Below are 13,825 nucleotides of genomic sequence, written 5' to 3'. Positions count from 1 at the left end.
ATATCTCACAATTTTTTATACATATTATACAAAGTAAACTCTAAAATTATTAATACATATAACCGTTTGCGACAATGCCAGAGCAATATCAACAGCTGCGTGACTATATCGAAGAACAAAATAAAATTGACATGCCCAGCTTATCTGAAGACCAATTAACACTCATCAATCGCAATTTAACAACGAAATTCGTCCACCAGCAACTCGCTATTATTAGTTATTGGCGCAGTGGTTATATCCATTCAATCTCTGGCTATATTAAACATCTTGACACGCAACAGCAATATATTGTTATAAGTAATGAGCGTGGCAATGAAACAATGAACTTGGATTTTAATGTCTTATGTAATGTGGAATAACCTCAAATGTCTAGACGAAAAAATAGCTATGAAGACGTCTTTTATCACTGTCTTCATAGACTACTTATATTATTTACTTGTTGTAAATCTCGCATCGCTCATATCTACTTCAACTACTTTGCCATGTTTAACAAAGCATGTAACTCCTAAACCCTTTTTTGTTGATTTATAGACGAACAGGCTTATATCTTTTCTATTTGTATCATCTTTAACTTTTTTCAAGTTGTTACCATAAGCTTTAACTAACTTGTCATATGTTAAGTTACCTTTAACGACAAATTGAACTTTACTCGCTTTACGACCATTCGCTGTAACACCAGTGAACTTTTAATTATACTTTTCTACTACTTTCTTACTGTGAGTTGGGAGCAGGACAGAGTTCATAGCTAATCTTAGTATGTCTCCTACATATTAGACTTTAGCCTTATATGAAAATTAAGTCGAAATCATTTTTTTAATAGTGTAAAATGATAAAGCATACATTATTTGCATCATAAAACTCAATACATAGATATAAGGTGAAGTTTAATACATAATCATTTAGACGATGGAGGCATTATTTTTGAAAAAAGTATTAGCAGCTATAACTATTTTATTACTCGTTGTTGCTTTAGGCTTTTCTGTGTTTTTTGCAGCTACGACAACGCATCATTCAACTTCCGACCAGAAAGACAAGGTTGAATCTACTAAGAAAAAGAATGATACACACAAAGACAACAGCCCTGAAGACGATGCACAATTAGACACACCGCAGTCGGCAAACAATGCTACTACAGCACCTGCCAACAATGGACAAAATGTTCAGCAACAGGCACCCCAATATCATTATCAACAACAGCAACCTGTAAAATCTCAACAGTCTGCTGAGCAACAAAAATCAAATGAAACACCTAAGAAAAATAACAATGCGAATTCAAACCACGGCAACAACGCTAAGTCACAGCAGCACAGTGGCCAAGGTAGTGGCGGTAATGATAGTGATAGTAATACTACCCGTTCTGCTTCCCATTCTTCCGCTGCGTCTACTACACAATCTAAAACGAACCATTAACAAATAAAGCGCATTCTTCGTGATGATATGATGTCATCACGAGGCATGCGCTTTTCTTATAGCTATTCTGTAACATTACTTTTATTAACTTTTTTAGTGACTTTGCGCATCATCGGGTCAAGAATTGGTTTTAAACATAAACCAATCGTTAAGAAGCCGAGACCAAACAATCCTAAAATAATCAATTTTGGAATTAAAATAGCTGGTACTATACCTCCAACAGTTTCACGTAATGAATCAATCGCATACGTAAATGGTAAATAAGGCGAAATCGTTTGGAAGAATCCCGGTGCAGTCACTACAGGGAAGGTTCCTCCACCACCAGCGATTTGTAATACTAACAAAATAATGGCAATGGCTTTACCTGGATTACCAAGTAATGAGACGCATGTATAAACAATGGTATTAAAGACTAATGAAGCAAAAAGTGCTATTAATACAAATAGTATAGGTGATTCTACACTTGCTTTTAAAATAAGCAAGTCTCCTAATGTCACAATTAGTGCCTGTACCACACCTAATAATAAGAACAGTCCGGCTTTTCCTAAATAGATTTGTCGTGTTGTCAATCGACCTTTTAGAACTTGATGTTTATTGTCTACAGACAATAAACTTACCATCAATAGTGCGCCTACCCAAATTGATAATGCCGTATAGAATGGTGTCATACCTGAACCATAATTTTTAACTGGGAAAATATCAATTTGCTTTTTAGAGATTGGATGTGCAATGACGTCAGCTTGTTTCTTCAAGTCATTCTTCAATGTATCGATCACTTTATCAACGGCATCATCTTTATCTAGCTGCCTGAAAATCTTATCCGCTTTAGTTAAATCTTTCTCAATGCCAGGCAATTTATGCTCAATAAATTGAGCCATATTTCCTAATGCTTGCTTCGCTTGTGGCTGGTTCTTATCTAACAATCCAACAAGTTGATCATATCTAGAAAATAATGCTGGAATATTATCATTTACCGTCGCTGTAGCGTTAGCAAGCCGTTGTTCTAACTGTGGTAAATCATTTCTTACAAAGTTAGCAGCTTTAGCTACATTCTGTTTGATCGTTGGGAAATAAGCTTGTGCCGTTTGCATCGCATTAATATAAGCTTGCTCGATAGCAGGTAATTCACTTTGAATACGACTTACCGTTTGTTGTCCGTTATTAAGAATATGATGCCCTGCTTCAATCACGTTCTCAATGCTTGTGAGCTTAGACTGCACAGTAGATAAGGTTTGTTGCCCCTTATTTAACACATCTGTAATGTCATTAGATATGTCGAGTAAGCGTTGATTAAGATCTTGCTTGATAAATGAACGAAACTGCTTAAGTTGCTCATTGACATTTGGTAATTGACGTAATATATCTACGGCTTGAGCTTGACCCGTACTACCATTAGATAAGGCATCAGATAATTGATTTACTGAACGCATTAAATCATTCAGTTGCTTATTTGTGTTATTAATCTTGTTGATTTGTGAGCTTAAATCGACATGTTCACTTTTTTCAAGTTCTTTTAACGTATCGATAAATTGACGATTATATTGTGTTGTAGCTTCAATACGAGATGACACATGATTTAAACTTTCTTTAAATTCATCTGGTTTATCCGATGCAATCACACCATAAGCTATATTTTTTAATGCTGCTAAATCGGATTGGTTTCCTTCAACTTGCGTATCTGCTTGTTTAGATAGTGATAATAGTGCTTCTGCTAAAGCGCTATTCATGGACTTAACATCATTGTTTGAAACAATTTGTCCAGCTTGCGGTACATCATAGCTGCTCGTGCTAACTTGCTCAACTTTATAAGGCACACCATTGCTGGATGTCTGAGTGCTTTGCTGACTTACACTGCCTTGTTGTAAACGTGAGTTAATGTTGTTATTCGCATCTTGCGCACGTCCAGCTGCTTCTTGGTAATCTCCCACACGCTGTTTTGCTATGGTTAAATAACGGTCGGCATCATTTAACCCACTTTGCGCAGTGTTCATACCTTGATTGACAAGTGAGACACCGCGGTTAATTTTAGGAAATTGTTGTGGCACGTCATTAGAAGCAACATTTAACACACGTTCAATGTTAGGCATATAGGCGTTCAAAGCTAATACGAGTTTTGCCTTTTCATTTAAAGCAGGTATGGATGCATTGACTGCATTTAACTTATCTTGTGCCGATACAATATCACCTTTGTAACGACCAAGTCCTCGAAACTTATCTGCATACTGATCTAATTGATCTTGATGATCGTTTAAATAGAGTATTTTATCACCAATTGCATTAATTTTTGGCAATGATTGTTTCGCTGCATAAACAGCATTTTTTATTTTGTTTATCGTAGGTACTTCATCTTCGATTTTTAGTCCTACTTTATTTGCTTCTGTCAACAATGCTTTAGAGACGGTTTCGTCAAAGGCTTTATTTGCTTCATCAACAATTACTGTCGATCCTGTATCTGTCATTTTAGGTGCAACAGCATTGTTTTTTTGGTTTACTTTATATTCAACATTAGCCTTTTGTGGTTGTTTGCGCAATGTTCCCGTTATTTCATGTGAAAATTCTTTAGGTATGTATATGCCTGCAGTGTATTTCCCCATTTTGATTTCATGGTCTGCTTTCGCTCTGCTAACAAATTGCCAATCAAACTTTCCATTTTTCTTAAGCTTGTTAACAATTGAATTACCTACATTGATTTCTTTATTTCGAACTTTGTCTCCCTGATCTTCATTCACAACGGCTACTTTAATATGATCCGTCTTACTATATGGATCCCACATGGCCCATAAATTGAACCAGGCATAAAAAGACGGCAAAATTGCTAAACCTGCTATGATAATCCAAACTGCTGGCGTTTTCGCAATTCGTTTTAAATCAAATCGAAATAATTTCAGTGCGTTTTTCATTGTCACACTCCCTATAAAAAATACTGTCCTACGCACATAAGCTACTCATTTATGTTACATTAGATTATTTTAAACTGATAGTATAAATATATTGTTATTTATCTAGTCCTTGGACTGTTTTTTTCTAACCAATACTAGTATAATAATTTTTATTACAAGGTTTAATCATTGGTTGATAGATATCAACAAAAACAAATCTAAACTAAATTATATCAAATACATGCCAGTGTGACAAAGTAAATCTAATGTCAGTCACATGATCATTTTACCGTATTACAGAAATTAATTTCCAAGGAGTTCTTCTAAAAATGTCAAAGCAAAAAATATTCATTTACTTATTATCAACAACACTTATCGTACCTACATTTACATCCGATATCGCACATGCGACTGAATTGACAAACCAAAGCCATAATGAAAGTAACCATGCGTCTGTAGATAAATCAGATAACGATGATACTTCTGACACTAATGATGAACAAACAACAAAGAAACAAGAGAAATCTGCTAAAACTACTAAGTTCAAACAATATACTCGAGCAAAAAAAGCTTCCCATGATGAAGATGACTTATCTATATTTAATAAGCTCTTTTCCGACGATACTTTATCTTCAAATTATTTAAATCCACGTGGTCAACAGGATTCATTGTCAGAGCTATTGACAGCAATTTTTTCATCTGATTCTGAAACAACCGAGCATACCGCTCAAGATACGTCTGATGATATGGAACCTGCAGCTGAGCAACAAGACAAAGCATCTACAACAGACTCAACAGAACAGCATTCAACAACGACATCAGAACAAAATGACCAATCAGCTAAAGACGCGACAACAGATGATAATAAAGTCAGCGATGCGTTAGATGAATTAGATAACTTAGATGATGCTTCTAATCACGCTCAAGATACACAGCGTCGACATGATAGTGAAGCATCAAAGGATGATGACAAAGAGACGTCATCTGAGGAAAAACCACACCAAGAAGCGCCATCACATGATACCGCGCAAGATAAACAGAATGATTCAAACAAAGAGGCAACCGATTCAGCTTCAGATGCCGTTATAGATTCAATTTTGGATGAATACAGTGATAATGCAAAGAAAACACAGCAAGACTATACACAAGATAAAACATCAGATAAACATAAACAAAGTAACGCAACAACGACAACACACCAAAAATACGCGCATATCGATGTCAAGAAAGATCGTGAAACACGTCATCAAATTGACAACCCACAATTACCATCAAAAGATAGCGTGTCCCATGCTACTGTCCCAGCTCAATCATTTGAAGAAGCTACAAAACAAGCCAATACACGTGCAACAAGTCTATTTGCAACAATGCCCCAAGCTTCAGACAATGCAAGTTCTACTGATGACTTAAGTGTGGTTGACAGTCAACAAACACGCACATTTATTAAGGCAATTGGTACTGATGCCCATCAATTAGGACAAGAAAATGATATCTATGCCTCTGTCATGATTGCACAAGCAATTTTAGAATCTGATTCCGGTCAGAGTACGCTTGCCAAAGCACCAAACTTTAATTTGTTCGGTATTAAAGGCGCATATAAAGGAGAATCTAGTGAATTTAATACACTAGAGGCTACGGCAAATAATCAATTATATAGTATCCAAGCTGCTTTCCGTAAATATCCGAATAAAAAAGCTTCATTAGAAGATTATGTTCAACTGATTAAAGAGGGCATTGATGGTAATGCAACGATTTACCAACCAACATGGAAAAGTGAAACATCTAGCTATCGTGACGCCACAGCGCATTTAGCTAGAACATATGCAACAGACCCAAACTATGCAACAAAGTTAAATCAACTCATCAAACATTATCATTTAACAGATTTTGATCACAAAAAACTACCAGATTTAACACATTACAATTCTAGCAATCCAGGCATGGATAACACAGGTAATGACTTTAAACCATTTATTGACACCAATTCAACAAGCCCATATCCACAAGGTCAATGTACTTGGTATGTTTATAAACGTATGCAACAATTTGACTTAGCTATTGGTGGAGATTTAGGTGACGCACATAATTGGAATAATCGTGCACAATCTGAAGGTTATCATGTTGATACCACACCTAAAACTCATAGTGCAGTGGTCTTTGAAGCTGGTCAAGCAGGTGCAAGTAGTTATTACGGACACGTGGCCTTTGTAGAACGCGTCAATGATGATGGTTCTATCGTCATTTCTGAATCTAATGTCAAAGGTTTAGGTATCATTTCATATCGCACACTCGATGCTAATACAGCGGATCAATTAAGTTATATTAGTGGAAAATAATGTAAGTTATTCAATAGATAACAATAAACACCAAAATAAGACATACATCTCAAAATATATAGTCTAGGACAGAATTCCTAGGATAAGGAGCGGGACAGAATTCATTATAAATTCGTAGTACCGCTCTCTTCTTTATTTACAAGACTTCGTATTGTTGGCTCGCTATAAAATGCAAGTATGACATTACAGAATATTATGGATATGTATTTTTGGTAAATGTAATAATTCTATAATTACCTGTCATTTTCACTTTGGCGTATCACTAACTTATAGTAAGTATGATTATCACCTTAAACATATGATTGCGTATCAACATCGCTAGTACATCCATTTTTTAACATATGCATAGCCACCTTTCCTTCTATGCATGGTTGAATTATTTTTACTTAACTTCAGAATTTATAATGTTACTCCATAAAAATACACCCCATTAAGTTGCATTTTAATCCAACTTTTGGGGTGTATATCATAACTGACGCTTTATTCGTCTAATTTTATGTGATTTTTATGATTTTGCATTATGCTGTTTTCGAGTTCTTGCAAGCAACAATAATCCTCCACCAATAAGTATCATGCCTATTGCTAGTACCGGCCAATAAGTTTTAAGTACCTGACCAGAGGCAGGTAATGATAGCGAGCCATTATCATCAAATAATCCGCTTAAAAAGTTGTCTTGATTATTAATATGACCTAATGATAACCCTTGTGTTGGGTTAGGAATATCGTCGATTTGATCAAGTACGCTTCGATGTCGTTGTGCATCTGCATGAAGTCGATCAAGTAAGGAAGGTCGATTTTTAATTGGCGCTAAAATATCATCTGCTTGATGTTGTGCTTGATCGAGTCTATGTTTCAATTGTAATAAATCATCTGCTTTGCCATTAAGTGCACTTTTCACTAATTGCAATACGTCTTTTTTATCTTTACTTACACGAGAAATGACATCTGCTAAAAGTCGTGCTTTTTCCTCGTTGATTTTAGTGGCTAAAATCGTTTTAATTGCTTCTTTCTGATTGGTTGACTGATCTAATATACTTTGCAAAATATCATCTGCATTGGCTTTACCATTAAGTCCAAATTCCTTTTTCAATTGTTGAACTAATGCTTTATTAGATAATTTTGCATTTGTTAAACGTTGAGCCGTTTTCTTGGCTTCTTCTGGGCTTAGTTTCATGCCTAAAATGGTTTCGATAAGGTGTGATTTGTCTTTTGTTTGATCAAACATTGATGCTAATATGTCGTCACTTGATGTTAAAGCTAGTTTATCAATATGCTGCAACAATTGGTCTGCAATCTCTTTGTCTGTTTTCCCTTTAACTGACATATTTTTTAATATTTGTTGTGCCTCGTTCGGGCTAAAAATAGTTGTAACAATATCTTTAACTACAGCTTCTTTATCTTCTGCCTGAGCTAAATCATTTTGTATGATTTGGCGATTAGCAGTAGTCTTGTTTGCTGCACGCTCAATATCAGTTATGATTTGTTTTTTCTTATCTTGAGCAATATCAACTCTGTTAGTGACATTTTCTTTCAATGTCGCTAATTGATTAAGTCGTTTATCAGCATAATCTTTATTGTTATGATGATTATCATTTTGAACTTTAGTAACAGCAGCTTCAATTTTTTCCGTTGGTGTTAACTGTTTGTCTAATTTTTCCATCAGATGAGTGCTGTTTGTATTTTGTTTAGATGCAGCTGAATCTATTGCTTTATCAGCCCGTGTTGAATGATTCGCATCACGATGTTGTGGCTTCAATTGATCCTCATTCTTTTCGTGTGATTTTACTGTTGGAGTTTGCTGTTGATTACTTTTTGTTTCTTTATTATTTGGCTCGGTTTGTTCCTTGTCATCTTTAGTTACAGCACTATCAGCTTGTTTAACATGATCTTTAATATGTGCTAAATCATCTAGCACTGTTGTTGATTTTTGGTCATTTTGACGTTCTTTATCTTGCACCTTTGATGAATCGTACTGTTCGTTGTCTTTAGTTCCACGTTGTGCCTCAGACGCTTTTGGTGTATCGGTAATATCCTTATCAACAACTGCATTTAAATCAGCTAAAATTTTATCTAACTCAGCAGTAATATCTGTCGTTGTAGTTGATTGTGCTGAATGCTTTGTATCTTGTGACGAAGTGTTATCCGCTTCGCTACCGTCCTCACGCGCTTGATTTTCATCTGTTGCATCAGCGACAATTTGTTTAATTTCTTGACGTGAAGTAGCCTCATCTAGCTGTTTCTCAAATTGTTTACGAACGCTATCGTTTAATGCATTTAATTCATTTATATCTTGTTTAGCATCACTAATCCACTGTGATATTTTATGATGATTTTCATCTATACTTTGATTTTCTGCGGTTTCAGCGTGAACATTCTCTATTGAACTATAATTCACAAACACACTACTTATAAGCAATGCAGAACATGATAGTTTAATATAGGTGCCGAATGGTTGTCTTCCTTGTGATGATTTGAATAACCTCATTTATGTCACCCTTTTTCTAATATTCCTTGACAATTTATAACTATTTATAGCTATGTTATACACGATTGGTTGATAATTATCAACTTTATTTTACACACGAGTCACTCTTTTTTGCAACAGATGCACTTATTACACAAATTCTATCATTTCATAATTTTAGTTAATTAAATTTTACAAATTTACAAACACTTCATATTCACGCATTTTTTATGTGCTTTTAGGGAATATGTATATTGCTTAAAATTAGTACCTCAAGCATTCCATAGTCTTTGATAAGGGGGCTTTCTATGTTTATTATCTCTTTATTGTTAATCGTTATCGGTATAACGCTAATGATATTAAGTTGGCTAATTTCACATCGAACAACGTCGGTAGACTTAAGAGAAAAGCTTTATTTACCTGGCTTATGTGTTTGTCTTATCGGTTGCTTGTGTCTTATTGGATTCTTGATTAATCACTCTTTTTAACAAGGTAAAGTGATCAGTTACATACATAAAGATAGGAACATATACTGCTAATACAGAGTATTTAATGTTTCTATTTTTATAATTTAAATAAAAAAGATACCGGAAACATCGTTATTGACACTTTAATGAAATAAGCATAAAATATCAGTATATTTTTTATACCTAGGTGGTGTTCATATTGAAAGTAGAATTAGGTTTAACATCATTCGCTGATAACAGTGACATCTATATGCCAGATGGTAAACAGGAAAAAATCAGCAATGCCCAACGCATACGTAATATTGTAGAAGAAATAAAGTTAGCTGATCAATTAGGTTTAGATATCTATGGATTAGGGGAACACCATAGAGAGGATTACGCCGTTTCAGATCCAGTAACGGTGTTAGCCGCTGCTGCTGCTACCACATCACATATTCGCTTATCATCAGCAGTAACCGTCCTTTCATCTGATGACCCTGTACGTGTTTATGAACGTTTTTCAACATTAGATGCTGTATCAAATGGACGTGCTGAAATCATGATTGGCCGAGGTTCATTTATTGAATCCTTTCCGCTGTTTGGTTATAACCTTAATGATTATGAGGATCTTTTTAATGAAAAGTTGCAATTATTGTTAAAAATTAACCAGCAACCCGTGATTAGCTGGGAAGGAACTTTACGTCCCAGCATTGATGAAACAGGTATTTATCCGCGTGCTGAACATGGACCAATACCAATTTCTATCGCGACTGGTGGCACACCTGAATCATCATTGCGTGCTGGTGCATTCGGCTTACCTATTACGTATGCCATCATTGGAGGTAATCCACGTCGTTTCAAACGACATATCGAAATTTATAAATCTGTGGCACGTTCATACGGACACAATCCTGAGAAATTACCTATTGCTGTACATTCTTGGGGCTATATTGCTGAAACAGATGAAGATGCTAGAAGAGAATTTTTCCCATCTTTAAAAGCACATCAAGATGTATTAGGACAAGAACGCGGTTGGCCCGAGTTTGATGAGAATGCATTCGAAAGAGAAATCGGGCCACAAGGTGCCATTTATCTTGGAAGCCCTGAAACCGTAGCACAAAAAATAATTGAGACGATTGAAACATTAGGTTTATCACGCTTTATGATCCACACACCCGTAGGCTCTATGCCACATGAAAACACAATGAAGTCTATTCGTTTATTTGGCGAACGTGTCAAACCTATTGTAGATAAATATTTTGAAGATAAGTAGGAGGAATTTTAAATGATATTAAGATACGTCACAAATGTTAAAATTGCGAAAGAATTATTTGAGGCTTCAAAGCCAAAATTAAAAGGTGATCAAGAAATGAAAGATACATTCAGTAATGTCTTTGGTCTTGATGAAAAACTTGTCCCATTAGTAGGTGGATTAGAAGCTGCTAGTGCAACATTATTTTCTATAAGTTTTTTAAACAAAAACATTTCACGCCTTGCTTCTTTAACAACTATTGGCGTGTTAGGTGTAGCCGCTTATAAACACTTTGAAGCAGGCCACGGTAAAGCAGGCGCACAACATGCTTTAGATTTATTAGGACTTGCAACTTTAAGTCTCTTAGATACTTTTGACGGTAAACGTCGTTAAACATAGTTCAAATAGTTAGAAAAATGAAGCGAGTCTGAGACATCATTATGTTCTAGGCTATAAACTAAATATTGGCAGTAGTTGACTTGGATTGAAAATACGCTGATACCAAGCTTTATCAATCCTAGTCAACCTTACCGCGGGCGGGACTACGAATTCATAATGAATGCTGTCCCGTTATTATTTTTTAAGACTGTGATAAAAATTGTGCAAATGTCTGTGGTGTGTCATTCACAAGCTTTTGATAATCATCAGCATGTTGATCTAATAAGCCTCTAGCAGCTGCATCATACATTGAAGCTAATAACGCTCCAAATCCTTTTGGTTCATCATACATAGAAGCAAACGTATCTAACGAGACAGGCGCATAGTTGATTGTACTACCAGCTGCTTCTGAAAGTATTGTGGCTAGTTCTGGCATACTATAACTATGCCCTGATAATAAATACCGTCCACCCCATGCCTCTGGTTGTTGCAAGATAGCAATCACACCTTTAGCTATATCGTGACGCGAAATATAATTAATACGGCCATCACCCACTGGATAAATAAGCTTTTTCATTTTTACTAATTCAGGTAAGTACGGTTTCAATGGGTCCATATACATCGCCATGCGAATATACGTGTAGTTAAGACGGCTAGAAGCTAGTAAGCGTTCTGCATAGGCAAAATATGGACTCATATGGAATGGATTATTGTGCTGATCTGCATAAAAACCAATATAAAATATCTGTTTCACTTGTGCCTTTTGTGCTGATTGCACTAAGTTTTCAACTTCTGGCAATCGTTTAAATGACGGATGAATAATACTTGGAATGAAGATAACTAAATCTATGTGTTCAAACGCTTGTGTCATACTTTCTACATCAAAATAATCTAATTGACGAATTAACACATTGTCCTTCCAGTGAGTTGGTACTTTCTCTAAATTTCTAACACCTATATTAAAATCTTTGATACGTGCTTTTATTGCTAATTCAGTAATATGAGTCCCTAAATGTCCCGTTGCTCCAGTAAGTAAGATTTTCATCTGATATGCCCCTTTTTTCAAAATTTATGAACTACACTTGCGAATCTTTTATAATATTAAAATCATAGTTATGGTCCTAGTTTACCTTTATATAAGCTTATAATTCAATTTATAAATCATGATGTAATTGTTATTTATATCCAAATATATTAGCAACATTTTGTTTTGGATGTGACAAAATTGTAAGTCAATTGAGAGCTCATATTAAGGAGACTTTATTCCAGCTGTGGTAATTTAGTAACATACACAAAGAAGTAACGATTCCGTTTTAAGTCATAAATAATTACTATTATTTCTTTGCTGTATAGCTTGATTGAAGGACGCCTATTCTAAAGCCAGTAACGAATGTGCATGATAATATGTCGTTCTTGTTTCCATTAACATGTCTAGTCTGCTATTTCCACCTATGAGAAATCTCAACCGTCACTTTACATTTTTTGGTTTTCAAATACTTCCATAGAATCACTTATTAATAACAGTTCACTTACTTCACATTAATTTACTATCAACACCACTGATGTTGCATATTTCACAACACGAATGATTAAACTCAGCATCTATTTGGAAGATAACGACAAACATTGAATTGACAGCTTAATTTAGTTAAAATTTAACAGCTATGAATTATGAAAATAATTCGAGATATCTACATTAATACAACTATAACTTAACTTTAAGTATATCTATTCCGCATGATAGATAATTAGTGAAAAACATCTAAGCATCAACACCTTAAGCTGTCATTCATCCTTTCTAAACGTCATATTCGTATGTCTGACATCATGACTATTTTATGACTTAAATTTATGTAATGATTCACACAAACATCAAAGACGCGCAACTTATTTGAAGTTGTATCGCATGATATTTTGTTCCATATCCATAAGTAAACTGAGCAAAATTTGTTTATATGGAAAAGTATTTCACCTCTTAAACAATACACTTCATCTAAGGTAAGTACATTCTCATGGCTTTATAATAGGCTAATTTCATCAAAAAAAGAGGAGAGACATCGCTAAATGTCTCAACCTCATAACTAACACATTTACTGTTGTTGGCTTGCTAAAAATCTCTTTGTTTATATAACCTAGTATGTGATTTGTTGATATAATACAACAAGCACGCAGCTGGGTTCCCTACACAAGTACCTCGTCAGCTTTCCCTAATTTAGCTAACGGGGTACTTTTATGGTCATAAATAGCTTTACTGCACGCATAATGTTAATTACAAATAAGATTCCCAGGAGAATAAATAGTATAAATGCTATAACGGGAGCTATTACCTGTATAATCTCTATGTATTCTGGCACTACCATTGCAGAAACAAAAAGAAACGCACCAGAACCTGGAATTCCAAATATGCATAGTAAGCATGCAATATGATTAAAAAAAGCATATTTTGCATGATATTTGATCGTGTCTTCCATCATAATCCACATCACAACGGGTAAAATAACTGGTGCGAAGAAGATGCTTAAATATGCAATTGCAGATAATATATTATCATTTTTACTACCTATTTGATGAGGTTTTATCGTAACCATGTGTGCTCTCCTTCTCAATATGATTTTAGTCAATAACAACACGCTTTTCTTCTTAAATGATCGTTTTAATAA

At 34.8% G+C, this 13,825-nt stretch carries 9 protein-coding genes; 5 read left to right on the top strand and 4 right to left on the bottom strand.

Annotated features, from left to right (window positions below; genetic code table 11):
* Nucleotides 1–74 precede the first annotated feature (74 nt).
* Nucleotides 75–359, top strand: coding sequence for a YolD-like family protein (locus HMPREF2597_RS00330; protein WP_002478982.1), 285 nt, complete (start codon nt 75–77; stop codon nt 357–359).
* Nucleotides 360–921: 562 nt separating this feature from the next.
* Nucleotides 922–1,410, top strand: a complete 489-nt coding sequence (locus HMPREF2597_RS00325; protein ID WP_002478983.1) for a hypothetical protein — start codon at nt 922–924, stop codon at nt 1,408–1,410.
* Between the two features lie 62 nt (nt 1,411–1,472).
* Here HMPREF2597_RS00325 and HMPREF2597_RS00320 read toward each other — a convergent pair whose 3' ends face one another.
* Entirely contained in the window at nt 1,473–4,310 is a 2,838-nt protein-coding gene (locus HMPREF2597_RS00320) for a YhgE/Pip domain-containing protein (protein ID WP_014533204.1), read from the bottom strand.
* Between the two features lie 308 nt (nt 4,311–4,618).
* On the opposite strand from HMPREF2597_RS00320, the gene HMPREF2597_RS00315 reads away from it, so the two are divergent.
* Nucleotides 4,619–6,625 carry an amidase domain-containing protein gene (locus tag HMPREF2597_RS00315; RefSeq protein ID WP_002478985.1) on the top strand — a complete coding sequence of 669 codons (2,007 nt, stop codon included), beginning with the start codon at nt 4,619–4,621 and terminating at the stop codon, nt 6,623–6,625.
* A 505-nt stretch (nt 6,626–7,130) separates the two neighbouring features.
* On the opposite strand, the gene HMPREF2597_RS00310 is transcribed toward HMPREF2597_RS00315, so the two are convergent.
* Nucleotides 7,131–9,110, bottom strand: a complete 1,980-nt coding sequence (locus tag HMPREF2597_RS00310; RefSeq protein ID WP_070817094.1) for a GA module-containing protein — start codon at nt 9,108–9,110, stop codon at nt 7,131–7,133.
* Between the two features lie 645 nt (nt 9,111–9,755).
* On the opposite strand from HMPREF2597_RS00310, the gene HMPREF2597_RS00305 reads away from it, so the two are divergent.
* Nucleotides 9,756–10,808: an LLM class flavin-dependent oxidoreductase gene (locus HMPREF2597_RS00305; protein ID WP_002478987.1), complete on the top strand. Its 1,053-nt coding sequence runs from the start codon at nt 9,756–9,758 to the stop codon at nt 10,806–10,808.
* Between the two features lie 12 nt (nt 10,809–10,820).
* Nucleotides 10,821–11,180, top strand: a complete 360-nt coding sequence (locus tag HMPREF2597_RS00300; protein ID WP_002478988.1) for a hypothetical protein — start codon at nt 10,821–10,823, stop codon at nt 11,178–11,180.
* Nucleotides 11,181–11,367: 187 nt separating this feature from the next.
* Here HMPREF2597_RS00300 and HMPREF2597_RS00295 read toward each other — a convergent pair whose 3' ends face one another.
* Together HMPREF2597_RS00295 and HMPREF2597_RS00290 are read right to left on the bottom strand one after the other, a co-directional pair.
* Complete coding sequence (locus HMPREF2597_RS00295) at nt 11,368–12,210, bottom strand: SDR family oxidoreductase (RefSeq protein ID WP_070817093.1); 843 nt, start codon at nt 12,208–12,210, stop codon at nt 11,368–11,370.
* Between the two features lie 1,171 nt (nt 12,211–13,381).
* Nucleotides 13,382–13,753, bottom strand: coding sequence for a hypothetical protein (locus tag HMPREF2597_RS00290; protein WP_002478990.1), 372 nt, complete (start codon nt 13,751–13,753; stop codon nt 13,382–13,384).
* Nucleotides 13,754–13,825: the final 72 nt, after the last annotated feature.

Source organism: Staphylococcus sp. HMSC063A07, assembly GCF_001836955.1.
In the GTDB taxonomy this organism is placed as follows: Bacteria; Bacillota; Bacilli; order Staphylococcales; family Staphylococcaceae; genus Staphylococcus; species Staphylococcus lugdunensis.
This window is presented reverse-complemented; position numbering and strand designations above follow the sequence as displayed.